Source organism: Streptomyces sedi (assembly GCF_006335015.1).
Lineage (GTDB): Bacteria > Actinomycetota > Actinomycetes > Streptomycetales > Streptomycetaceae > Streptomyces > Streptomyces sedi.
In genome coordinates, this window is the sequence record NZ_VDGT01000011.1 from 26,642 (window position 1) to 48,637 (window position 21,996).

At 69.2% G+C, this 21,996-nt stretch carries 36 protein-coding genes; all 36 read left to right on the forward strand.

Annotated features, from left to right (window positions below; all coding sequences use genetic code 11):
* The first annotated feature begins 21 nt into the window (after positions 1 to 21).
* The 36 genes from FH715_RS15740 to truA all read left to right on the forward strand — a co-directional run bounded on the left by FH715_RS15740 (position 22) and on the right by truA (position 21,911).
* Positions 22 to 1,107 carry a sensor histidine kinase gene (locus FH715_RS15740; protein ID WP_139645725.1) on the forward strand — a complete coding sequence of 362 codons (1,086 nt, stop codon included), beginning with the start codon at positions 22 to 24 and terminating at the stop codon, positions 1,105 to 1,107.
* The gene (locus FH715_RS15745) at positions 1,104 to 1,868 is read left to right on the forward strand and encodes a LytR/AlgR family response regulator transcription factor (RefSeq protein ID WP_281290756.1); all 765 of its coding nucleotides are present in this window, start codon (positions 1,104 to 1,106) and stop codon (positions 1,866 to 1,868) included. The genes FH715_RS15740 and FH715_RS15745 overlap by 4 nt, the downstream gene beginning before the upstream one ends.
* 31 nt (positions 1,869 to 1,899) lie before the next feature.
* A complete protein-coding gene (locus FH715_RS15750) occupies positions 1,900 to 2,307 on the forward strand; it encodes a hypothetical protein (RefSeq protein ID WP_139645727.1) in 408 nt (135 codons plus the stop codon).
* The gene (locus tag FH715_RS15755; RefSeq protein WP_139645729.1) at positions 2,304 to 3,764 is read left to right on the forward strand and encodes a sodium/solute symporter; all 1,461 of its coding nucleotides are present in this window, start codon (positions 2,304 to 2,306) and stop codon (positions 3,762 to 3,764) included. Before FH715_RS15750 ends, FH715_RS15755 begins: the two co-directional genes overlap by 4 nt.
* A 412-nt stretch (positions 3,765 to 4,176) precedes the next feature.
* A complete protein-coding gene (gene rpsJ, locus FH715_RS15760) occupies positions 4,177 to 4,485 on the forward strand; it encodes a 30S ribosomal protein S10 (protein WP_016473429.1) in 309 nt (102 codons plus the stop codon).
* 13 nt (positions 4,486 to 4,498) lie between these two features.
* On the forward strand, positions 4,499 to 5,143 hold the full coding sequence (rplC, locus tag FH715_RS15765; RefSeq protein WP_139645731.1) for a 50S ribosomal protein L3: 645 nt from the start codon (positions 4,499 to 4,501) through the stop codon (positions 5,141 to 5,143).
* A gap of 8 nt (positions 5,144 to 5,151) precedes the next feature.
* Positions 5,152 to 5,826 (forward strand): 50S ribosomal protein L4, encoded by a 675-nt coding sequence (rplD, locus tag FH715_RS15770; protein ID WP_139645733.1) that lies wholly within the window; start codon positions 5,152 to 5,154, stop codon positions 5,824 to 5,826.
* Positions 5,826 to 6,158, forward strand: coding sequence for a 50S ribosomal protein L23 (gene rplW / locus FH715_RS15775; protein ID WP_097230391.1), 333 nt, complete (start codon positions 5,826 to 5,828; stop codon positions 6,156 to 6,158). Before rplD ends, rplW begins: the two co-directional genes overlap by 1 nt.
* Before the next feature lie 38 nt (positions 6,159 to 6,196).
* Positions 6,197 to 7,033: a 50S ribosomal protein L2 gene (gene rplB / locus FH715_RS15780; protein WP_097230392.1), complete on the forward strand. Its 837-nt coding sequence runs from the start codon at positions 6,197 to 6,199 to the stop codon at positions 7,031 to 7,033.
* Positions 7,034 to 7,044: 11 nt separating this feature from the next.
* Positions 7,045 to 7,326 (forward strand): 30S ribosomal protein S19, encoded by a 282-nt coding sequence (rpsS, locus tag FH715_RS15785; protein ID WP_097230393.1) that lies wholly within the window; start codon positions 7,045 to 7,047, stop codon positions 7,324 to 7,326.
* Between the two features lie 52 nt (positions 7,327 to 7,378).
* Positions 7,379 to 7,726: a 50S ribosomal protein L22 gene (rplV, locus tag FH715_RS15790; RefSeq protein WP_139646026.1), complete on the forward strand. Its 348-nt coding sequence runs from the start codon at positions 7,379 to 7,381 to the stop codon at positions 7,724 to 7,726.
* Complete coding sequence (gene rpsC / locus FH715_RS15795; protein WP_139645735.1) at positions 7,726 to 8,595, forward strand: 30S ribosomal protein S3; 870 nt, start codon at positions 7,726 to 7,728, stop codon at positions 8,593 to 8,595. The genes rplV and rpsC overlap by 1 nt, the downstream gene beginning before the upstream one ends.
* Before the next feature lie 2 nt (positions 8,596 to 8,597).
* Positions 8,598 to 9,017: a 50S ribosomal protein L16 gene (gene rplP / locus FH715_RS15800; RefSeq protein ID WP_062207475.1), complete on the forward strand. Its 420-nt coding sequence runs from the start codon at positions 8,598 to 8,600 to the stop codon at positions 9,015 to 9,017.
* Entirely contained in the window at positions 9,017 to 9,265 is a 249-nt protein-coding gene (gene rpmC / locus FH715_RS15805) for a 50S ribosomal protein L29 (protein WP_097230397.1), read from the forward strand. Before rplP ends, rpmC begins: the two co-directional genes overlap by 1 nt.
* The gene (gene rpsQ / locus FH715_RS15810) at positions 9,265 to 9,549 is read left to right on the forward strand and encodes a 30S ribosomal protein S17 (protein WP_097230398.1); all 285 of its coding nucleotides are present in this window, start codon (positions 9,265 to 9,267) and stop codon (positions 9,547 to 9,549) included. The genes rpmC and rpsQ overlap by 1 nt, the downstream gene beginning before the upstream one ends.
* 3 nt (positions 9,550 to 9,552) lie before the next feature.
* On the forward strand, positions 9,553 to 9,921 hold the full coding sequence (rplN, locus tag FH715_RS15815) for a 50S ribosomal protein L14 (protein ID WP_097230399.1): 369 nt from the start codon (positions 9,553 to 9,555) through the stop codon (positions 9,919 to 9,921).
* 3 nt (positions 9,922 to 9,924) lie between these two features.
* Positions 9,925 to 10,248: a 50S ribosomal protein L24 gene (rplX, locus tag FH715_RS15820; RefSeq protein WP_097230400.1), complete on the forward strand. Its 324-nt coding sequence runs from the start codon at positions 9,925 to 9,927 to the stop codon at positions 10,246 to 10,248.
* Entirely contained in the window at positions 10,248 to 10,811 is a 564-nt protein-coding gene (gene rplE / locus FH715_RS15825) for a 50S ribosomal protein L5 (RefSeq protein WP_139645736.1), read from the forward strand. The genes rplX and rplE overlap by 1 nt, the downstream gene beginning before the upstream one ends.
* A gap of 43 nt (positions 10,812 to 10,854) precedes the next feature.
* Positions 10,855 to 11,040, forward strand: a complete 186-nt coding sequence (locus FH715_RS15830) for a type Z 30S ribosomal protein S14 (RefSeq protein WP_097230640.1) — start codon at positions 10,855 to 10,857, stop codon at positions 11,038 to 11,040.
* Positions 11,041 to 11,125: 85 nt separating this feature from the next.
* The gene (gene rpsH / locus FH715_RS15835) at positions 11,126 to 11,524 is read left to right on the forward strand and encodes a 30S ribosomal protein S8 (RefSeq protein WP_139645739.1); all 399 of its coding nucleotides are present in this window, start codon (positions 11,126 to 11,128) and stop codon (positions 11,522 to 11,524) included.
* A 22-nt stretch (positions 11,525 to 11,546) separates the two neighbouring features.
* A complete protein-coding gene (rplF, locus tag FH715_RS15840) occupies positions 11,547 to 12,086 on the forward strand; it encodes a 50S ribosomal protein L6 (RefSeq protein ID WP_139645741.1) in 540 nt (179 codons plus the stop codon).
* 2 nt (positions 12,087 to 12,088) lie between these two features.
* Entirely contained in the window at positions 12,089 to 12,472 is a 384-nt protein-coding gene (gene rplR / locus FH715_RS15845) for a 50S ribosomal protein L18 (RefSeq protein ID WP_139645743.1), read from the forward strand.
* A 37-nt stretch (positions 12,473 to 12,509) separates the two neighbouring features.
* Positions 12,510 to 13,109, forward strand: a complete 600-nt coding sequence (gene rpsE / locus FH715_RS15850; protein ID WP_139645745.1) for a 30S ribosomal protein S5 — start codon at positions 12,510 to 12,512, stop codon at positions 13,107 to 13,109.
* Positions 13,109 to 13,291, forward strand: coding sequence for a 50S ribosomal protein L30 (gene rpmD / locus FH715_RS15855; protein WP_139645748.1), 183 nt, complete (start codon positions 13,109 to 13,111; stop codon positions 13,289 to 13,291). The genes rpsE and rpmD overlap by 1 nt, the downstream gene beginning before the upstream one ends.
* A 1-nt stretch (position 13,292) precedes the next feature.
* Entirely contained in the window at positions 13,293 to 13,769 is a 477-nt protein-coding gene (rplO, locus tag FH715_RS15860; protein WP_139645749.1) for a 50S ribosomal protein L15, read from the forward strand.
* Positions 13,770 to 13,966: 197 nt separating this feature from the next.
* Positions 13,967 to 15,289 (forward strand): preprotein translocase subunit SecY, encoded by a 1,323-nt coding sequence (secY, locus tag FH715_RS15865; protein ID WP_139645751.1) that lies wholly within the window; start codon positions 13,967 to 13,969, stop codon positions 15,287 to 15,289.
* Positions 15,289 to 15,942 carry an adenylate kinase gene (locus FH715_RS15870; RefSeq protein WP_139645753.1) on the forward strand — a complete coding sequence of 218 codons (654 nt, stop codon included), beginning with the start codon at positions 15,289 to 15,291 and terminating at the stop codon, positions 15,940 to 15,942. Before secY ends, FH715_RS15870 begins: the two co-directional genes overlap by 1 nt.
* A 78-nt stretch (positions 15,943 to 16,020) precedes the next feature.
* On the forward strand, positions 16,021 to 16,869 hold the full coding sequence (gene map, locus FH715_RS15875; protein ID WP_139645755.1) for a type I methionyl aminopeptidase: 849 nt from the start codon (positions 16,021 to 16,023) through the stop codon (positions 16,867 to 16,869).
* Positions 16,870 to 17,004: 135 nt separating this feature from the next.
* A complete protein-coding gene (gene infA / locus FH715_RS15880; RefSeq protein ID WP_003948620.1) occupies positions 17,005 to 17,226 on the forward strand; it encodes a translation initiation factor IF-1 in 222 nt (73 codons plus the stop codon).
* Between the two features lie 39 nt (positions 17,227 to 17,265).
* Positions 17,266 to 17,379 (forward strand): 50S ribosomal protein L36, encoded by a 114-nt coding sequence (gene rpmJ / locus FH715_RS15885; RefSeq protein ID WP_049567412.1) that lies wholly within the window; start codon positions 17,266 to 17,268, stop codon positions 17,377 to 17,379.
* 186 nt (positions 17,380 to 17,565) lie between these two features.
* Positions 17,566 to 17,946 carry a 30S ribosomal protein S13 gene (gene rpsM / locus FH715_RS15890; protein WP_139645758.1) on the forward strand — a complete coding sequence of 127 codons (381 nt, stop codon included), beginning with the start codon at positions 17,566 to 17,568 and terminating at the stop codon, positions 17,944 to 17,946.
* 70 nt (positions 17,947 to 18,016) lie between these two features.
* Entirely contained in the window at positions 18,017 to 18,421 is a 405-nt protein-coding gene (gene rpsK / locus FH715_RS15895) for a 30S ribosomal protein S11 (protein ID WP_016473404.1), read from the forward strand.
* A gap of 28 nt (positions 18,422 to 18,449) precedes the next feature.
* Entirely contained in the window at positions 18,450 to 19,076 is a 627-nt protein-coding gene (gene rpsD / locus FH715_RS15900) for a 30S ribosomal protein S4 (RefSeq protein WP_139645760.1), read from the forward strand.
* Positions 19,077 to 19,268: 192 nt separating this feature from the next.
* Entirely contained in the window at positions 19,269 to 20,291 is a 1,023-nt protein-coding gene (locus tag FH715_RS15905; RefSeq protein ID WP_097230413.1) for a DNA-directed RNA polymerase subunit alpha, read from the forward strand.
* A 118-nt stretch (positions 20,292 to 20,409) separates the two neighbouring features.
* Positions 20,410 to 20,934, forward strand: a complete 525-nt coding sequence (rplQ, locus tag FH715_RS15910) for a 50S ribosomal protein L17 (RefSeq protein WP_139645761.1) — start codon at positions 20,410 to 20,412, stop codon at positions 20,932 to 20,934.
* A 137-nt stretch (positions 20,935 to 21,071) separates the two neighbouring features.
* Complete coding sequence (truA, locus tag FH715_RS15915) at positions 21,072 to 21,911, forward strand: tRNA pseudouridine(38-40) synthase TruA (protein WP_139645763.1); 840 nt, start codon at positions 21,072 to 21,074, stop codon at positions 21,909 to 21,911.
* Positions 21,912 to 21,996 lie beyond the last annotated feature (85 nt).

Here is a 21,996-nt window from a genome sequence, read left to right on the forward strand (position 1 = left end):
TCGCTGGGCTAGGTTCGGCCCATGCTGGATGGCAGACGGCGGCGCAGGGCCGAGGCGGGCGACGGAAACACCGTCCGACTGCTCACCGCCGTACGGGAGTTGGACGACGACCTGCGCGAGGGACTGACCGGCCGCGGCCCCGGGCAGGCCGCCCGCAGGCTCCGCCGCCTGCTCGGCGCCGAGACCGTGCTTCTGGCCGACCTCGCCGGCCCCGTCGCCACCGCGGGACCCGCCCCCGAGGAACCCGCGGCCGGCGGCCTGCTCGCCCAAGCCTACGAACACGGCAGCCCCGTCCACCGCCCGCCCTGGTCGGCCGTCCCGCTGCTGGTCGCCGGCGAGCTCACCGGCGGACTGCTGGTGCGCGGCGGCACCGAGCCCGAGGTCACCGCCGTCGCCGCGCTCGTCGCCCGTTCGCTGGACCACGCCGCCCTGCGCCGCGCCAGGGAACGCATCGCCCAGGCCGAGCTGCGCACCCTCCGCGCCCAGATATCGCCGCACTTCCTGCACAACGCGCTCGCCGTCATCGGCGCCCGCATCCGCACCGACCCCGACCGTGCCCGCGCGCTGCTCAGCGACTTCGCCGACTACCTGCGCTACAGCTTCTCCCCGCAGGGCGACTACGCCACCGTCGCCGAGGAGCTGCAGGCCATCCAGACCTATCTGGAGCTGCAACGGGCCCGCTTCGACGACCGGATGGAGCTGACCGTGCGGATGGCGCCCGAGATCCTGCCCGTCGCCATTCCCTTCCTCGTCATCCAGCCCATCGTGGAGAATGCCGTGCGGCACGGCCTGGAACCCAAGCCGGGCCCCGGCGCCATCCAGGTCTCCGGCTTCGGCGAGGGACCGCTGTGCGTGATCGAGGTCGAGGACGACGGGGTCGGGATGACACCCGAGGTCGCCGAGGCCCTGCTCGCGGGCGAACGGCCGGCAGACCCCGGCCACCCGCTGGGCGAACCGCGCCGCCGCGTCGGCCTCGCCAACGTGGACCAGCGGCTGCGCACCGTCTACGGCCCCGAGTACGGGCTGGTCATCGAGACCGCGCCCGGCAGCGGCACCAAGGTCGTGATCCGAGTGCCCCGATTCAGACGAGGAGTGGTCGCGCATTGACCGCGGAGACCCGACTGCGCGCGCTGGTGGTGGAGGACGAGACCTTCACCCGTCGCGAGCTGGCCGCCATGCTGGCCGCGCTGCCCGAGATAGGGGACGTCCAGGAGGCGGACGGCGGGGAGAGCGCGGTCCGGCAGCTGGGGGAGACCGCCTTCGACGCGGTCTTCCTCGACATCTCCATGCCCGGACTCGACGGGATGGCCGTCGCCCGCGTCGTCGGCCGCCTCTCCACCCCGCCGGCCATCGTCTTCGTCACCGCCTCCGAGCAGCACGCCGTCGACGCGTTCGGCATCGGCGCCATCGACTACCTGCTCAAGCCGGTCCGCCCCGAGCGGCTGGCCGAGGCCGTCTCCCGCGCCGCCGCCCCGCGCCGCCCGCAGAGCGCGGCGCCGCGCCCCTCCCAGATCGACGAACTGGCCGTCGTGCAGGTCGAGAACGGCCGCCACACCGCGTTCGTGCACCGTGACGACATCCAGTACGTCGAGGCCCACGGCGACTACGTCCGGCTCCACACGGGGGAGGGCAGCCACCTGATCCGGATGCCGCTGTCCTACCTGGAGGAGGTCTGGGCGCCGGCCGGCTTCGTCCGCGCCCACCGCGGCTATCTGGTCGCCACCGGCTGGGTCCGCGACCTGTGGGTCTCCAGCTCCGCCGGACTGCTCGCCCGCACCCCCGCCGGCGACGTCCCCGTCAGCCGCCGGCACGCGCGCGCCCTGAAGGAACGGCTGCTCGCCGCCGTCAGGGACGAGGAGTCAACGTGACGCGGGGCGTGACCACCGCGCGGGCCGCCGCGTGAGCGCGCCCCGGCGGGTGCGGATCACCAGCCCCCAGACCAGGATCGCGCTGGCCCGCCGCCACCGCCCCGCCCAGCACCTGCTGCCCCCGACGATCCAGGGCCCCGACGACCGCGACACCACCGACGCGGCCCGCGCCCTCTTCGCCGACCAGCGACGGCAGGCCGCCCGCACTCTCGCGCTGCTCGGCGCCGTGCTCTTCGGCCTCAGCGGGCTGCTGGCCGCCGCCCCCGCGCTCAGCCGCGTCACCCTGGCCGGCGTCCCGCTCTCCTGGCTGCTGCTGATGGGCGGCAGCTACCCCGTGCTGCTGGCCATCGCCGTCCGCCACGTCCGCCGCGCCGAGCGCCTGGAGCGCGCCAGCGCCCCGGGCACGGGGACGGGGACGGGAACGGAACGGGCGCCGTGATCGGGCTGTTCTCCATCGGGCTGCTCTTCGTGGTCAGCGTCGTCATCGGCGTCTACGGGGTGCGCGCCGCGCGGACCACCCCGGACTTCCTGGTCGCCTCCCGCCGGGTCGCGCCCGGCTGGAACGCCATGGCGATCGCCGGCGAGTACGTCTCCGCCGCCTCGGTGCTCGGCCTGGCCGGGCTGATGCTGAAGAACGGCGTCGGCACCCTCTGGTACGCGGTCGGCTTCACCGCGGGCTATGTCGCCGTCGCCGCCCTGGTCGCCGGGCCGATGCGGCGCTCGGGCGCGTACACCGTGCCGGACTTCGCCGACTACCGGCTGGGCTCGGAGCGGATAAGGAAGCTCTGCGCGGTGATCGTGCTGGTGATCATGTGGCTCTACCTGGTGCCCCAGTTCAAGGGCGCCGGCATGGTGCTGCACGCGGTCAGCGGCACCCCCTACTGGGTGGGCGTCGTCCTGGCGGGGCTGGTGGTGAGCGTCTCCATCGCGGCGGGCGGGATGCGTTCGGCCACCTATGTCCAGGCGTTCCACTACGGGGTGAAGCTGCTGTTCATCGCGGTGCCCGCGCTGTTCCTCGTGGCGCACGCCGGGGCCGGGGCGCGCGCCGACGCGCTGCGCTTCGACGTGTCGGACGACTGGGCCAGACCGCTGCTGGACCTGGAGAGCTCCGGGGCGCCGCTGCTGGCGACCTGGTCGGTGCTGCTGGCGACGACGCTCGGCGCCGTGGGGCTGCCGCACGTGATCATGCGTTTCCACGCCAGCCCGACCGCCATGGCCGCCCGCCGGGTCGCGGTCGGCGTGATCGTGCTGCTGGGCGTCTTCTACCTCTTCCCCGCCGTCTACGGGCTGCTGGGCCGGGTCTTCACGCCCGAGCTGGTCAACGGTGGCGACACCGACATGGTGACCGTGGTGCTGCCGGGCGCGATCGTCCCCGGCGTCTGGGGCTCGGTGCTGACCGCCGTGGTCGCCGCCGGGGCGTTCGCCGCGTTCCTCTCCACCTCGTCCGGGCTGCTGATGGCGCTGGCCGGCGGGCTCTCGCACGACCTGTCCCGCGCGACCGTGCCCCGGCTGCGCTGGGCCGTCGCCGCCGGGGCCGCGGTCGCCGTCGGGCTCTCGCTGCCGGCGCGCAGCGTCGACATCAACGTGGCGGTCGGCTGGGCGTTCGCCGTCGCCGCCTCGACGTTCTGCCCGCTGCTGGTGCTGGGCATCTGGTGGCGCGGGCTGACCACGGCGGGCGCCGCCGCCGGGCTGGCCACCGGCGTGAGCGCGGCCACCGGGGCCGCGCTGGCCTCGGTGCTGACCGACGGCGGCCCGGGGTGGCTGACCGTGCTGCTGGCCCAACCGGCGGCGTGGACCGTCCCGTTGGCGTTCGCGGTGATGATCGTGGTATCGCTGCGCGGCACCGTGCCGGAGTGGGCGGAACGCGCGGTGCTGCGGCTGCACCTGCCGGGATGACCACCGGGCGGCGCGCGCGGCCGGGGAGGCGGGCTGCGCCGCAGGTGGGGGATACCGCCCGATTGGCGGGGGCGCGGTCTGCTATGGCACACTGACCAGGTTGCTCGGTAGACGGCCGATGCCGCGCGCCTCCCGCCGGGAGGACTGGAAGCGAGTCTCACTGTATTCGTCATCCCATAGACGCCCTGGTCAACGGGGCAGGGATGGAAATACCGAGATCTTCCGGGAAGCGTGAGCGGGGCTCGACACCAGGCACCCGGTGGATTACTTCCCCCCACTCCTCCCAGAGGAAACCCCTGCGGTGAATTCTGAGAACTGAGTACGACACGCCCGACCGCGTGGGTCGGAGTCGCCCAGGGGGGTGAGCCGGGTTCCAGAGCGTTGACGAAGAGAACAGGACTACGAAGTAGCCATGGCGGGACAGAAGATCCGCATCCGGCTCAAGGCCTACGACCACGAGGTCATCGACAACTCGGCGAAGAAGATCGTCGAGACGGTGACCCGCACGGGTGCGTCGGTCGCGGGCCCGGTGCCGCTGCCCACTGAGAAGAACGTGTACTGCGTCATCAAGTCGCCGCACAAGTACAAGGACTCGCGCGAGCACTTCGAGATGCGCACGCACAAGCGGCTGATCGACATCCTCGACCCGACCCCCAAGACCGTTGACTCGTTGATGCGCCTGGACCTGCCGGCCGGCGTCGACATCGAGATCAAGCTCTGAGAGGCCGGTAGAGATGACCAAGCAGATCAAGGGTGTCCTGGGCGAGAAGCTCGGCATGACCCAGGTCTGGGACGAGAACAACCGTGTCGTCCCCGTGACCGTGGTCAAGGCCGGGCCCTGCGTCGTTACCCAGGTCCGCACCAACGACAGGGACGGCTACGAGGCCGTCCAGATCGCCTTCGGTGAGATCGACCCGCGCAAGGTGAACCGCCCCCTCAAGGGCCACTTCGCCAAGGCCGACGTCACCCCGCGCCGCCACCTGGTCGAGCTGCGGACCGCCGACGCCGCCGAGTACACCCTGGGCCAGGAAGTCACGGCCGAGGAGTTCGAGTCGGGCGTCAAGGTCGACGTGACCGGTACCACCAAGGGCAAGGGCTTCGCCGGTGTGATGAAGCGCCACGGCTTCGGTGGCCTCGGCGCCTCGCACGGCACCCAGCGCAAGCACCGCTCGCCGGGCTCCATCGGCGGCTGCGCCACCCCGGGCCGGGTCTTCAAGGGCCTCCGGATGGCCGGTCGGATGGGCAACGAGCGCGTCACCACCCAGAACCTGACCGTCCACGCCGTGGACGCGGAGAAGGGCCTGCTCCTCATCAAGGGCGCGGTGCCCGGTCCCAACGGCGGCCTCGTCCTGGTCCGTTCCGCGGCCAAGGGGGCCTGAGGTTAATCATGAGTACCCCAAAGAGCATCGTCATCCTCTCGCCCGCGGGTGAGGAGGCCGGCACCGTCGAGCTTCCGGCGGAGATCTTCGACGCCCGGGTCAGCGTTCCGCTGATCCACCAGGTCGTCGTCGCGCAGCTGGCCGCCGCCCGCCAGGGCACGCACAAGACCAAGACCCGTGGCGAGGTCCGCGGTGGCGGCAAGAAGCCGTACCGCCAGAAGGGCACCGGCCGCGCCCGCCAGGGTTCGGTCCGCGCGCCGCAGTTCGCCGGCGGTGGCGTCGTCCACGGCCCCGTGCCGCGTGACTACAGCCAGCGCACCCCGAAGAAGATGAAGGCCGCCGCCCTGCGCGGTGCCCTCACCGACCGGGCGCGCCACGACCGCGTGCACGTGGTCTCCGGCGTGGTGGACGGCGACGCCTCCACCAAGGCCGCGAAGACCCTGCTGGGCAAGATCAGCGACCGCAAGAAGGTCCTGCTGGTCGCCGACCGCTCGGACAACGCCTCCTGGCTCTCGGCGCGCAACCTGCCGCAGGTGCACATCATCGACCCGGGCCAGCTGAACACGTACGACGTGGTCGACTCCGACGACGTGGTGTTCACCAAGGCCGCCTTCGACCGCTTCGTCGCCGGCCGCGCCTCCGGCGCCGTGGCGCTCGACAAGCCCGAAGGGAGCGACGCCTGATGAGTGAGGCGAACGTCGCCGAGTTCTCCAGCAAGGAGTTCTCCACCCCGCACGACATCCTGGTCAAGCCGGTCGTGTCGGAGAAGAGCTACGCGCTGCTCGACGAGAACAAGTACACCTTCATCGTCGACCCCCGGGCCAACAAGACCCAGATCAAGCAGGCCGTCCAGGCCGTCTTCGCGGTCAAGGTCGTCGGGGTCAACACGATCAACCGGCAGGGCAAGCGCAAGCGCACCCGCACCGGTTACGGCCGTCGCGCCAGCACCAAGCGCGCGATCGTGACCCTTGCTGAGGGCGACAGCATCGACATCTTCGGCGGCCCGGTCTCCTGACGGGGACCTGCCGTCCGATACCGGACGAGGACTAAGAAATGGGAATCCGCAAGTACAAGCCGACGACGCCGGGCCGTCGTGGCTCCAGCGTCGCCGACTTCGTCGAGATCACGCGGTCCACGCCGGAGAAGTCGCTGGTCCGCCCGCTGCACAGCAAGGGTGGCCGGGACAACGCCGGACGCGTCGCGGTCCGCCACCAGGGTGGTGGCCACAAGCGCGCCTACCGCGTCATCGACTTCCGTCGGCACGACAAGGACGGTGTGCCGGCCAAGGTCGCGCACATCGAGTACGACCCGAACCGCACCGCCCGCATCGCGCTGCTGCACTACGCGGACGGCGAGAAGCGGTACATCATCGCGCCCGCCCACCTGAAGCAGGGCGACCGCGTGGAGAACGGCGCCGGCGCCGACATCAAGCCCGGCAACAACCTCCCGCTGCGCCACATCCCCGTGGGTACGGTCATCCACGCCATCGAGCTCCAGCCCGGCGGCGGCGCCAAGTTCGCCCGCTCCGCCGGTGCCTCGGTGCAGCTGCTGGCGAAGGAGGGCCGCATGGCCCACCTGAGGATGCCCTCCGGTGAGATCCGGCTGGTCGACGTCCGCTGCCGCGCCACCGTTGGCGAGGTCGGCAACGCCGAGCAGTCCAACATCAACTGGGGCAAGGCCGGCCGGATGCGCTGGAAGGGCGTTCGGCCCAGCGTGCGTGGCGTCGTGATGAACCCCGTCGACCACCCCCACGGTGGTGGCGAGGGCCGGACCTCGGGTGGTCGCCACCCGGTCTCGCCCTGGGGCAAGAAGGAGGGCCGTACGCGCTCGCCGAAGAAGGCCAGCAACAAGTACATCGTCCGCCGCCGCAAGACGAACAAGAAGCGCTAGGGAGCAGGTCGATGCCGCGCAGTCTCAAGAAGGGGCCCTTCGTCGACGACCACCTGATCAAGAAGGTGGACGCGCAGAACGAAGCGGGTACCAAGAACGTCATCAAGACCTGGTCTCGTCGCTCGATGATCGTCCCGGCGATGCTGGGCCACACGATCGCCGTGCACGACGGCCGCAAGCACGTGCCGGTGTTCGTCTCCGAGTCGATGGTGGGCCACAAGCTCGGCGAGTTCGCGCCGACCCGTACCTTCCGTGGGCACGTGAAGGACGACCGCAAGTCGCGTCGGCGCTGAGCGGGGTTTGTGAATCATGACGAACTCCCCTACCAAGACCGAAGGGACGACCATGGAAGCCAGGGCCCAGGCGCGGTACATCCGTGTCACGCCCATGAAGGCCCGCCGCGTGGTGGACCTTATCCGTGGCCTTGACGCCACGGAGGCGCAGGCGGTCCTGCGGTTCGCCCCGCAGTCCGCCACGGTGCCGGTGGGCAAGGTGCTGGACAGCGCCATCGCCAACGCCGTGCACAACCACAACCACCCGGACGCCGAGACCCTGTACGTCAAAGAGGCGTACGTCGACGAGGGCCCGACGCTGAAGCGGTTCCGGCCGCGCGCGCAGGGACGCGCGTACCGGATTCGCAAGCGGACCAGCCACATCACCGTGGTCCTCGGCAGCAAGGAAGGAACCCGGTAATGGGCCAGAAGGTAAACCCGCACGGGTTCCGGCTCGGCGTCACGACCGACTTCAAGTCGCGCTGGTACGCCGACAAGCTGTACAAGGACTACGTCAAGGAAGACGTCGCGATCCGCAGGATGCTCACGCAGGGCATGGAGCGGGCCGGCATCTCCAAGGTGGAGATCGAGCGCACCCGTGACCGGGTCCGCGTCGACGTCCACACCGCCAGGCCCGGCATCGTGATCGGTCGCCGGGGCGCCGAGGCCGACCGCCTCCGGGGCAACCTGGAGAAGCTGACCGGCAAGCAGATCCAGTTCAACATCCTTGAGGTGAAGAACCCGGAGCTGGACGCCCAGCTGGTGGCCCAGGCCGTCGCGGAGCAGCTGTCCTCCCGCGTCTCCTTCCGTCGTGCGATGCGCAAGTCGATGCAGAGCACGATGAAGGCGGGCGCCAAGGGCATCAAGATCCAGTGTGGTGGCCGGCTCGGCGGGGCGGAGATGTCCCGTTCCGAGTTCTACCGCGAGGGTCGCGTCCCGCTGCACACGCTGCGCGCCAACGTGGACTACGGCTTCTTCGAGGCCCGTACCACCTTCGGCCGCATCGGCGTCAAGGTGTGGATCTACAAGGGCGACGTGAAGAACATCGCCGAGGTCCGCGCCGAGAACGCCGCCGCCCGGGCGGGCAACCGCCCCGCGCGCGGTGGTGGCGCCGGCGGTGACCGTCCGGCCCGTGGCCGTGGCGAGCGTGGAGGCCGTGGCCGCAGGCCGCAGCAGCAGAGCGCTCCCTCGACCGAGGCGCCGAAGTCCGAAGCCGCCCCGGCCGCTCCGGCCTCCGAGGGCGCCGGCGGCTCCACCCAGTCGACCGGCTCCGCCGGAGGGGAGAGCTGACCATGCTGATCCCTCGCAAGGTCAAGTACCGCAAGCAGCACCACCCCAAGCGCAGCGGCGCCGCCAAGGGCGGCACCGAGGTCTCCTTCGGTGAGTACGGCATCCAGGCCGTCACCGGTGCGTACGTCACCAACCGGCAGATCGAGGCCGCTCGTATCTCGATGACCCGGCACATCAAGCGTGGCGGCAAGGTGTGGATCAACATCTACCCGGACCGTCCGCTGACCAAGAAGCCGGCCGAGACCCGCATGGGTTCCGGTAAGGGCTCGCCCGAGTGGTGGGTGGCCAACGTCAAGCCCGGACGCGTGATGTTCGAGCTGTCGTTCCCGAACGAGAAGATTGCCCGTGAGGCGCTCACCCGCGCCGCGCACAAGCTTCCGATGAAGTGCCGGATCGTCCGGCGCGAGGCAGGTGAGGCGTGATGGCAGCCGGTACCAAGACCTCCGAGCTGCGCGAGCTGAACAACCAGGAGCTGGTTGAGAAGCTGCGCGAGGCGAAGGAGGAGCTGTTCAGGCTCCGCTTCCAGGCGGCCACCGGACAGTTGGAGAACAACAGCCGGCTGAAGGCCGTCCGCAAGGACATCGCCCGGGTCTACACCCTGATGCGCGAGCGCGAGCTGGGCATCGAGTCGGTGGAGCCGGTCGAGGCCGAGGCGGTGGAGAACGCCTGATGAGTGAGAAGACTGTGACTGAGACGACGACCGAGCGCGGCCGGCGGAAGACCCGCGAGGGCCTGGTGGTCAGCGACAAGATGGACAAGACCGTCGTCGTCGCTGTCGAGGACCGGGTCAAGCACGCCCTGTACGGCAAGATCATCCGCCGTACCAGCCGCCTGAAGGCCCACGACGAGCAGAATGCGGCTGGCGTTGGCGACCGCGTTCTTCTGATGGAGACCCGTCCGCTGTCCGCGACCAAGCGCTGGCGCGTCGTGGAGATTCTGGAGAAGGCGAAGTAACCCATGATCCAGCAGGAGTCGCGACTGCGCGTCGCCGACAACACGGGTGCGAAGGAGATCCTCTGCATCCGCGTCCTCGGTGGCTCTGGACGCCGTTACGCGGGCATCGGTGACGTCATCGTCGCCACCGTCAAGGACGCGATCCCCGGTGGCAACGTGAAGAAGGGTGACGTCGTCAAGGCGGTCATCGTGCGCGCCGTCAAGGAGCGCCGCCGCCCGGACGGCTCGTACATCCGCTTCGACGAGAACGCCGCCGTCGTCCTCAAGAACGACGGTGACCCCCGGGGTACCCGCATCTTCGGCCCGGTCGGGCGTGAGCTGCGCGAGAAGAAGTTCATGAAGATCATCTCACTCGCCCCCGAGGTGCTGTAACCGATGAAGATCAAGAAGGGCGACCTGGTTCAGGTCATCACCGGCAAGGACAAGGGCAAGCAGGGCAAGGTCATCGTGGCCTTCCCGCGCGAGGACCGCGTCCTGGTCGAGGGTGTCAACCGGGTCAAGAAGCACACCAAGGCCGGTACGACCGCGCGTGGTTCCAAGACCGGTGGCATCATCACCACCGAGGCCCCCGTCCATGTCAGCAACGTGCAGCTGGTCGTGGAGCAGGACGGCAAGAAGGTCACCACCCGGGTCGGCTACCGGTTCGACGAGGACGGCACCAAGATCCGCGTCGCACGCCGGACCGGTGAGGACATCTGATGACCACTGCCACCAGCACCGCACCGCGTTTCAAGACGCGGTACCGCGAAGAGATCGTCGGCAAGCTGCGTGACGAGTACGCCTACGGCAACGTCATGCAGGTGCCGGGCCTGACCAAGATCGTGGTCAACATGGGTGTGGGCGACGCCGCCCGCGACTCCAAGCTGATCGAGGGCGCCGTGCGCGACCTCGCCACGATCACCGGCCAGAAGCCGACCGTGACCAAGGCCCGCAAGTCCATCGCGCAGTTCAAGCTGCGCGAGGGTCAGCCGATCGGCGCGCACGTGACGCTGCGCGGCGACCGGATGTGGGAGTTCCTCGACCGTCTGCTGTCGCTGGCGCTGCCGCGGATCCGTGACTTCCGCGGCCTGTCGCCGAAGCAGTTCGACGGGCGCGGCAACTACACCTTCGGCCTGACCGAGCAGGTCATGTTCCATGAGATCGACCCCGACCGCATCGACCGGGTTCGCGGCATGGACATCACCGTGGTCACCACGGCCCCGACCGATGACGAGGGCCGCAGCCTGCTGCGTCACCTCGGATTCCCGTTCAAGGAAGCCTGAGGCGTCGCACGATGGCTGAGTATCGAAACAAGGAGGCGTAAGCGTGGCGAAGAAGGCTCTGATCGCCAAGGCCGCCCGCAAGCCCAAGTTCTCGGTGCGTGGGTACACCCGCTGCCAGCGCTGCGGCCGGCCGCACTCGGTGTACCGGAAGTTCGGCCTGTGCCGCGTGTGCCTGCGTGAGATGGCGCACCGTGGCGAGCTGCCGGGCGTCACCAAGAGTTCCTGGTAACAACGACTACGCCGTAGGTCCGGCAGGCTCCCCGCATCCCGGGGAGCCTGCGGAAACCCCGGCGAGAGAGGCCCAAGGCCGTTTCATGACCATGACCGACCCGATCGCAGACATGTTGACCCGTCTGCGTAACGCGAACTCGGCTTATCACGACACCGTGGTGATGCCGCACAGCAAGCTGAAGTCGCACATCGCGGAGATCCTCCAGCAGGAGGGCTACATCACCGGCTGGAAGACCGAGGACGCCCAGGTGGGCACCAGCCTCGTTCTGGAGCTGAAGTACGGCCCGAACCGCGAGCGTTCGATCGCTGGCATCAAGCGCATCTCCAAGCCGGGGCTGCGGGTCTACGCCAAGTCGACCGCGCTCCCGCGCGTGCTTGGCGGCCTGGGCGTGGCGATCATCTCCACGTCGAACGGCCTGCTGACCGACAGGCAGGCTCAGAAGAAGAACGTGGGCGGGGAAGTCCTCGCCTACGTCTGGTGACGGAAGGGAACGGAGGACAGCCATGTCACGTATTGGCAAGATGCCCATCCAGATTCCCGCCGGCGTGGACGTCACCATCGATGGCGCCACGGTCGCGGTGAAGGGCCCCAAGGGCAACCTGTCGCAGGCCATCGCCGCGCCGATCGAGGTGGTCAAGGGCGAGGACGGCCAGATCGTCGTCTCCCGGCCCAACGACGAGAACCGCAATCGCGCGCTGCACGGCCTCTCGCGCACCCTGGTGGCCAACATGGTCACCGGTGTGACCGAGGGATACGTCAAGAAGCTCGAAATCAGCGGCGTTGGCTACCGCGTCCAGGCGAAGGGCTCCAACCTGGAGTTCTCGCTCGGCTACAGCCACCCGATCCTGGTGGAGCCCCCGGAGGGAATCGCCTTCAAGGTCGAGTCGCCCACCCGCTTCAGCGTCGAGGGCATCGACAAGCAGAAGGTCGGCGAGGTCGCGGCGAAGATCCGCAAGCTGCGGAAGCCCGACCCGTACAAGGCCAAGGGCGTGAAGTACGAGGGCGAAGTCATCCGCCGCAAGGTCGGAAAGGCTGGTAAGTAGCCATGGCATACGGTGTCAAGATCGCCAAGGGCGACGCCCGCAAGCGGGTGGCGACCAAGCGGCGGCACATCCGCATCCGCAAGAAGATCTCGGGCACGCCCGAGCGTCCGCGTCTGGTGGTGACCCGGTCCAACCGCCACATGGTGGCGCAGATCGTGGACGACGCCGCCGGTCACACGGTCGCCTCGGCCTCGTCGCTCGACGTCTCCATCCGTGGCGTCGACGGCGCCAAGAGCGACAAGGCCAAGCAGGTCGGCGCCCTGGTCGCCGAGCGGGCCAAGGCCGCGGGTGTGGAGAGCGTCGTGTTCGACCGCGGTGGCAACAAGTACGCCGGCCGGGTGGCCGCGTTGGCCGATGCCGCCCGCGAGGCCGGGCTCAAGTTCTGAGCCGGTCCCGTCCGAAGATTCGAGAGAGGTAATTCCAATGGCTGGACCCCAGCGTCGCGGTGGCGGCGCCGGTGGCGAGCGGCGGGATCGTAAGGGTCGGGACGGTGGCTCGTCCGCCGAGAAGACCGCGTACGTCGAGCGCGTCGTCGCGATCAACCGCGTCGCCAAGGTAGTTCAGGGTGGTCGCCGCTTCAGCTTCACCGCGTTGGTCGTGGTGGGCGACGGCGACGGCACCGTCGGTGTCGGCTACGGCAAGGCCAAGGAGGTGCCGGCCGCCATCGCCAAGGGCGTGGAGGCCGCGAAGAAGCACTTCTTCAAGGTCCCCCGCATCCAGGGCACGATTCCCCACCCGATCAAGGGTGAGGAGGCGGCCGGGATGGTGCTGCTCAAGCCGGCTTCGCCCGGTACCGGTGTGATCGCCGGTGGCCCGGTGCGCGCCGTGTTGGAGTGCGCGGGCATCCACGACGTGCTCAGCAAGTCGCTCGGCTCGTCGAACCCGATCAACATCGTGCACGCCACGGTGGCCGCGCTTCAGGGCCTCCAGCGTCCCGAGGAGATCGCGGCCCGCCGCGGTCTGCCCCTCGAAGACGTGGCGCCGGCCGCCCTGCTGCGTGCCCGCGCCGGGGTGGGTGCGTGATGGCGCAGCTGAAGATCACCCAGGTCAGGTCCCGCATCGGGACCAAGCAGAACCACCGCGAGACGCTGCGCTCCCTCGGGCTGCGGCGGATCAACGACGTGGTGGTCAAGGAGGACCGGCCGGAGATCCGTGGCATGGCCAAGACCGTGCGGCATCTGGTGTCGGTCGAGGAGGTGGACTGAGATGGCGGACCTCGCCAAGGGAAACGCGTCGGACAGCCCGCTGAAGCTGCACGACCTCAGGCCGGCCCCCGGTGCCAAGAAGTCCAAGGTCCGTGTGGGTCGTGGTGAGGCGTCGAAGGGCAAGACCGCGGGTCGCGGCACCAAGGGCACCAAGGCCCGTTACCAGGTGCGTGTCGGCTTCGAGGGTGGGCAACTCCCGCTGATCCAGCGGCTGCCCAAGCTCAAGGGCTTCAAGAACCCCGCCCACAAGAACTTCCAGGTCGTCAACGTCGAGCGCCTGGCCTCCCTCTTCCCTGAGGGTGGCGAGGTGACCAAGGCGGACCTGGTCGCCAAGGGCGCGGTGCGCAAGAACGAGCTCGTGAAGGTGCTGGGCAGCGGCGAGATCTCGGTGGCGCTGACGGTGACGGTTGACGCCGTCTCCGCCTCCGCCAAGGAGAAGATCGTCGCGGCCGGTGGCTCCGTGACCGAGTTGTCCTGAAAGCCGGTGGAACATCGGTTGGTTAGCTGAGTGACCGGGGATGCCTGTCAGCGGGCATCCCCGGTCAGTCGTTCCGGCCGGGCCCATCCGCCGGTAAGGTGGCGGTCGTTGTGTCGCCGCCTGACCTGAACTGTCATATCCGTTGGACTTCAAAACCCTAACCTCCCGCGTGGCCGCAGGGGGGTGCAGGAGGAGCCGTGCTCACCGCGTTCGCCCGGGCGTTCCAAACGCCTGATCTGCGTAAAAAGCTGCTCTTCACCCTGGGCATCGTCGTGGTGTTCCGGCTGGGCCAGCACGTGCCAGTGCCAGGGGTCAGCTTTCAGAACGTCGATCAATGTGTGAAAGAGGCCGAAGCGGGCGCCGGCTCAGGGCTGTTCGGCCTCGTCAACATGTTCAGCGGCGGTGCGCTGCTGCAACTCACCGTCTTCGCCCTGGGGATCATGCCGTACATCACGGCGAGCATCATCCTCCAGCTGTTGGTGGTGGTCATCCCGCGGCTTGAGGCCCTGAAGAAGGAGGGCCAGTCCGGGCAGGCGAAGATCACCCAGTACACCCGGTATCTGACGATCGCCCTCGCGGTGCTCCAGGCCACCGGCCTGGTCGCGACGGCGCGCAGTGGCACCCTGTTCCCGCAGTGCACGGTGGCCAACGACATCATCCCCGACGACTCGATCTTCACCACGCTGGTGATGGTCGTCGCGCTGACCTCGGCCACCGCCCTCATCATGTGGATGGGCGAGCTGATCACCGACCGGGGCATCGGCAACGGCATGTCCATGCTGATGTTCGTCTCGATCGCCGCGGGCTTCCCCGCCTCGCTGTGGCAGATCAAGCAGCAGGGCAGCCTGGCCGGTGGCTGGATCGAGTTCGGCACCGTGGTCGCGTGCGGTCTGGCCATGGTGGGCCTGGTCGTCTTCGTCGAGCTGGCCCAGCGCCGCATCCCGGTGCAGTACGCCAAGCGCATGATCGGTCGCCGCTCGTACGGCGGCACCTCGACCTACATCCCGCTCAAGGTGAACCAGGCCGGCGTGATCCCCGTGATCTTCGCCTCGTCGCTGCTCTACATCCCGCAACTGCTCGTGCAGTTCGCCGGCAACGACTCCGGTGGCTGGACGGACTGGGTGGAGCGGTACTTCGCCGGCGGTAGCCACCCGTACTACATCATCACCTACTTCCTGCTGATCGTCTTCTTCGCCTTCTTCTACGTGGCCATCACCTTCAACCCTGAAGACGTGGCCGAGAACATGAAGAAGTATGGTGGTTTCATCCCGGGTATTCGGGCGGGCCGGCCTACGGTCGAATATCTGAGCTATGTGCTGAACAGGATCACCTGGCCTGGTTCGCTGTACCTCGGCCTGATCGCCCTGGTGCCCACGTTGGCTCTGATCATGTTCGACGCCCAGCAGGACTTCCCGTTCGGCGGCACCTCGATCCTGATCATCGTGGGTGTCGGCCTGGAGACCGTTCGTCAGATCGAGAGCCAGCTCCACCAGCGAAATTACGAAGGGTTCCTCCGCTGATGCGCATCGTCCTCGTCGGTCCGCCGGGCGCGGGCAAGGGTACTCAGGCCGCACTCCTGGCCGAGCAGCTCTCCATCCCGCACATCTCCACCGGCAATCTCTTCCGGGCCAACATCAGCGAGGGCACCGAGCTGGGGCAGCGGGTCGAGTCCATCCTCCGCGAGGGTGGGCTCGTCCCCGACGAGCTGACCATCGCCATGGCCGCGGATCGGATGGCGCAGGAGGACGCCCAGGCGGGCTTCCTGCTGGACGGCTTCCCGCGGAACATCGGCCAGGCGAAGGCGCTCGACGCCTCCCTGGCCGAGGCCGGGCAGAAGCTCGACGCCGTGCTGGACCTTGAGGTCCCCGAGGACGAGGTGGTCAAGCGGATCGCCGGCCGCCGGATGTGCCGTCGGGACAGTGCCCACGTCTTCCACGTGGAGTACAACCCGCCGCGCGCGGAGGGCGTCTGCGACATCTGTGGCGGCGAGCTGTACCAGCGGGACGACGACCAGGCGGAGACGGTCCGCAAGCGGCTCGCGGTCTACCACGAGGAGACCGAGCCGATCATCGACTACTACCGTGCGCAGGGCCTGGTCTCCACGATCTCGGCCCTCGCCCCGGTGCCCGAGGTGACCAGGCGGGCCCTGGCGGTTCTGCCCGGCCTCGGCTGAGTCGACGCCGCTGGTGACCGCCGGCCAGGGGGCCGGCTGACGGCCGGCCCGAGGCCGGCGTGGGAAAGGAACCTTCCGATGGTGGAGATCAAGACCCCGGAGCAGATCGCCCGGATGCGGGCCGCGGGTCTGGTGGTGGCCGAGATACACCGCAGGTGTGCCGAGGCCGCCGTGCCGGGGGCCACCACCGCCGATCTGGACCGCGTCGCGGCCCAGACGCTGGCCGACCACGACGCCAAGCCCAACTTCCTGGGCTACGGCGGCTTCACCGGCAACATCTGCACCTCGGTCAACGACGTGGTGGTGCACGGCATCCCCGACGAGAAGACGGTGCTGAAGGACGGCGACCTGCTCTCGATCGACGCGGGCGCCATCATCGACGGCTGGCACGCGGACGCCGCGATCACCGTCTTCGTCGGGGGCGACGCCGAGACCGAGCGGCCGGCCCCGCTGGCCGCGCTCAACAAGGTGACCGAGGACTCCCTGTGGGCCGGGATCGCCGCGATGCGCAAGGGCAACCGGCTGGTCGACGTCTCCCGCGCCATCGAGAGCCACATCCGCCGCCAGCCGCAGCCGGCCAGCGGCAAGTACGGGATCGTCGAGGGCTACGGCGGGCACGGCATCGGCAGCGAGATGCACATGGACCCGCACCTGCTGAACTACGTGGACCGCAGGCGCGGGCGCGGCCCGAAGCTGGTCCCCGGCTTCTGCCTGGCGATCGAGCCGATGCTGACCCTGGGCACCCCCAAGACACATGTGCTGGCCGACGAGTGGACGGTCAAGTCCAACGACGGCACCTGGGCCTCGCACTGGGAGCACTCGGTGGCGATCACCGAGCAGGGCCCCCTGGTGCTGACGGCCGTGGACGGCGGCAAGGCACGGCTGGCGGCGCTGGGCGTGACGGTCGCTCCCGATCCCTTGGCATGATGATCTCCCTCCTGGGGAATGAATCACCGATTCGTCTTTTCGGGTGGGGCGTCGTAGACTGACACGTCGGTCCTGGCGCACCCGTCTGCCCAGGACCATCCAGGTAGCCGATCCCGGAAGGTGAAGCGCTCAAGCATGGCCAAAAAACAAGGGGCCATCGAGATCGAGGGCACGGTCGTCGAGTCTCTCCCGAACGCGATGTTCAAGGTGGAGCTCCAGAACGGGCACCAGGTCCTCGCGCACATCAGCGGCAAGATGCGGATGCACTACATCCGTATTCTTCCCGACGACCGGGTCGTGGTGGAGCTGTCTCCCTACGACCTGACGCGCGGGCGGATCGTCTACCGCTACAAGTAGAACCCAAGAGTCAGATCGAGACCCGGAGAGCCTCAGTCCATGAAGGTCAGGCCGAGCGTCAAGAAGATCTGCGACAAGTGCAAGGTGATCCGCCGCCACGGGCGAGTCATGGTCATCTGCGAGAACCTGCGCCACAAGCAGCGCCAGGGCTGACGCACCGCACGACCCCGCAGCTTCGCCGCGACGCGAGCGACAACAAGAGACGCAGACACCCGACCCCTCGCTCAGCGCGGGGACGACACCCCCGGTCGGAGGCCGGGGACCCGGCTCGTAAGCCCTTCGAGTCTTACGGGAACGGTGCTGCGGCAGACCTCCGAGCAATCATCAGGAGCCACATACATGGCACGCCTCGCAGGCGTTGACCTCCCGCGCGAGAAGCGCATCGAGGTCGCCCTCACCTATGTCTTCGGCATCGGCCGGACCCTGGCCAAGGAGACCCTGGCCAACACGGGCGTCAGCCCGGACACCCGCGTGCGCGACCTTGCCGAGGAGGACCTCGTCAAGCTCCGCGAGTACGTGGACAACAACATCCAGACCGAGGGTGACCTCCGCCGGGAGATCCAGGCCGACATCCGGCGCAAGGTCGAGATCCAGTGCTACGAGGGGCTGCGTCACCGCCGCGGTCTGCCCGTGCACGGCCAGCGGACCAGGACCAACGCCCGCACCCGCAAGGGCCCGCGTCGCGCGATCGCCGGCAAGAAGAAGCCGGGCAAGAAGTAGTCCGCCAGGACGTAGACCACCGGTCCGTCACTGGCAGGACCGACCACCTCCACGGGAGTGAGACACCTCTATGCCTCCAAAGGGCCGTACGGCCGGCGCCAAGAAGGTGCGCCGGAAGGAAAAGAAGAACGTCGCTCACGGGCACGCTCACATCAAGAGCACGTTCAACAACACGATCGTCTCGATCACCGACCCGACCGGGAACGTGATCTCCTGGGCCTCCGCCGGCCACGTCGGCTTCAAGGGCTCGCGTAAGTCGACGCCGTTCGCCGCCCAGATGGCCGCGGAGAACGCCGCTCGGCGCGCGCAGGAGCACGGGATGCGCAAGGTGGACGTCTTCGTGAAGGGCCCCGGCTCCGGCCGGGAGACCGCGATCCGTTCGCTCCAGGCCACCGGCCTGGAGGTCGGGTCCATCCAGGACGTCACCCCCACCCCGCACAACGGCTGCCGCCCGCCCAAGCGCCGCCGCGTCTGAGCCAGCAGAAGTAGGAGACACCAAGACAATGGCGCGTTACACCGGGGCCGACTGCAAGCGTTGCCGTCGGGAGAAGCAGAAGCTCTTCCTCAAGGGAGCTAAGTGCGAGAGCGCGAAGTGCCCGATCGAGATCCGTCCTTACCCCCCGGGTGAGCACGGACGCGGGCGCACCAAGGACAGCGAGTACCTGCTGCAGAAGCGCGAGAAGCAGAAGTGCGCGCGCATCTACGGCATCCTGGAGAAGCAGTTCCGGGGGTACTACAACGAGGCCAACCGCCAGTCCGGCAAGACGGGTGAGAACCTGCTCCGCATCCTGGAGTCCCGTCTCGACAACGTGGTCTACCGCGCGGGTTTCGCCAAGTCCCGCGACCATGCCCGTCAGCTGGTCCGGCACGGTCACATCCTGCTGAACGGCCGGAAGACCGACATCCCCTCCGCGCGTGTGTCGCCGAGCGACATCGTCGAGGTGCGGGAGTCCTCGCGGGAGCTGACCCCGTTCCAGGTCGCGCAGGCCGAGGCCGGCGACAAGACCGTTCCGGCGTGGCTGGAGGCGGTGCCCGCGCGGCTCCGCGTCCTGGTCCACTCGCTGCCCGAGCGCCAGGTGATCGACACCCAGGTGCAGGAGCAGCTGATCGTCGAGCTGTACTCGAAGTAACGAAGTAACGAAGTAACGAAGTAACTCGGGTGACCCGTGGTGACACGGGTCACAGCGGTCGTCGCCGGGTGGGCCAGCTCACTCGGCGACGACCGTACCCTTGGGGGGAGACCCCCGTTCTCTGGCGGTTCTTTCGCACACATCGTCTGGCTCGGCATCAAATAGCGGGTGCCGAAGACTGGAGTTCACCTCATGCTGATCGCTCAGCGTCCCTCCCTGACCGAAGAGGTCGTGGACGAGTTCCGTTCCCGGTTCGTCATCGAGCCGCTGGAGCCGGGCTTCGGCTACACCCTCGGCAACTCCCTGCGGCGCACGCTGCTCTCCTCGATCCCCGGTGCCGCGGTCACCAGCATCCGGATCGACGGGGTCCTGCACGAGTTCACCACCGTGCCGGGGGTCAAGGAGGACGTCACCGACCTGATCCTCAACATCAAGCAGCTCGTGGTCTCCTCGGAGCACGACGAGCCCGTGGTGATGTACCTGCGCAAGCAGGGCCCCGGCCTGGTGACCGCCGCCGACATCGCGCCGCCGGCCGGTGTCGAGGTGCACAACCCCGACCTGGTGCTCGCCACCCTGAACAACAAGGGCAAGCTGGAGATGGAGCTGACCGTCGAGCGCGGTCGCGGCTACGTCTCCGCGGTGCAGAACAAGCAGGTCGGCCAGGAGATCGGCCGCATCCCGGTCGACTCCATCTACAGCCCGGTGCTCAAGGTCACCTACAAGGTGGAGGCGACCCGAGTCGAGCAGCGGACCGACTTCGACAAGCTGATCGTCGACGTCGAGACCAAGGAGTCCATGCGGCCCAGGGACGCCATGGCGTCGGCCGGCAAGACCCTGGTCGAGCTGTTCGGCCTGGCCCGCGAGCTGAACGTCGACGCCGAGGGCATCGACATGGGGCCGTCCCCGACGGACGCCGCGCTCGCCGCCGACCTGGCGCTGCCCATCGAGGAGCTGGAGCTGACCGTTCGCTCCTACAACTGCCTCAAGCGCGAGGGCATCCACTCCGTCGGCGAGCTGGTCGCCCGTTCCGAGGCCGACCTGCTGGACATCCGGAACTTCGGCGCCAAGTCGATCGACGAGGTCAAGGCGAAGCTGGCCGGCATGGGCCTGGCCCTGAAGGACAGCCCGCCCGGATTCGACCCGACCACCGCCGCCGACGCGTTCGGCGCCGAGGACGAGGGCGACACCGGCTTCGCGGAGACCGAGCAGTACTGAGCGTGTGCCGGGGCGGAACGTGACCGCCCCGGACCGCCGTTGACTTCCGGGGCAGCCGCCCCGGGCGACCTGACACCGGTACCTGACACGGCCGGTGCAGAGATGACAGGAGAGAGTCATGCCTCAGCCCACCAAGGGCCGCAGGCTGGGCGGCAGCCCCGCCCACGAGCGCCTCATGCTGGCGAACCTCGCCACCGCACTCTTCGAGCACGGCCGCATCACCACCACGGTGGCCAAGGCCCGCCGGCTGCGCCCGGTGGCCGAGCGGCTGATCACCAAGGCGAAGAAGGGCGACCTGCACAACCGTCGCCAGGTGATGCAGACCGTCCGGGACAAGAGCGTGGTCCACACCCTCTTCACCGAGATCGGCCCCCGGTACGAGAACCGCCCCGGCGGTTACACCCGGATCACCAAGATCGGCCCGCGCCGCGGCGACAACGCGCCCATGGCCGTGATCGAGCTGGTCGAGGCGCTGACCGTGCAGCAGAACGCGGTGGGCGAGGCCGAGGGCGCCACCCGTCGCGCGGCCAAGGAGCGGGAGACCGCCGCCGAGCAGCCGGCCGCGACCGAGGCCGAGGCCACCGAGGCCGAGGCCAAGGACGAGCAGGCCGAGGAGAAGGCCGAGGAGAAGAAGGAGGACTGAGTCCTTCCGACTCAGTCCCTCGGTTTTCCCCGGGTTTCTGGTTTGACGGCTTGATGGCTTGACGGCTTGACGGACTGACTGGTTCGACGGGCCCGCACCCCGCCTGGGTGCGGGCCCGTCGGCGTTGAGGAGGCGGCGTGGGCGAGGAGCCCGAGTCCGGACGGGTGCGGGTGCGGCTCGACCTGGCGTACGACGGGCGGGAGTTCTCCGGCTGGGCGCGGCAGCGCGGCAGGCGCACCGTGCAGGAGGAGCTGGAGGACGCGCTGCGGGTCGTGACGCGCGCCGAGCGCCCGTGGGAGCTGACCGTGGCCGGCCGGACCGACGCCGGCGTGCACGCGCGCGGGCAGGTGGCCCACGTGGACCTGCCCGCCGAGGTCTGGGAGGAGCAGCGGGAACGGCTGTTGCGGCGCCTCGCCGGGCGACTGCCGCACGACGTGCGGGTCTGGCGGGTCTCCGAGGCGCCGACCCACTTCAACGCGCGCTTCTCCGCGCTCTGGCGGCGTTACGCGTACCGCGTCAGCGACCACCCGGGCGGCGTCGACCCGCTGCGGCGCGGGCACGTGCTGTGGCACAACTGGCCGCTGGACGTGGCGGCGATGAACGAGGCGTCGGCACGGCTGCTCGGCGAGCACGACTTCGCGGCGTACTGCCGCCGCCGGGAGGGCGCGACCACCATTCGCCGGCTGCTCACCCTGGACTGGACGCGGGGGGCGGACGGCGTGATCGAGGGCACGGTGCGGGCCGACGCGTTCTGCCACAACATGGTGCGGGCGCTGGTCGGCGCGCTGCTGTTCGTCGGGGACGGCCACCGGCCACCGGAGTGGCCGGCGCGGGTGCTGGCCGGGGGAGTGCGGGACTCGGCGGTGCACGTGGTGCGGCCTCACGGGCTGACGCTGGAGGAAGTCGCCTACCCGGAGGACGGGCTGCTGGCCGACCGCAACCGGGAGGCGCGGACGCTGCGTACGCTGTCGGTTTGACGGGGGGCGACTACTGACCTTGCCGGTCCGGGTGGGGTGTCGTCCTCGGCCCGGTGGTGGGTTGCTCGCGCAGTTCCCCGCGCCC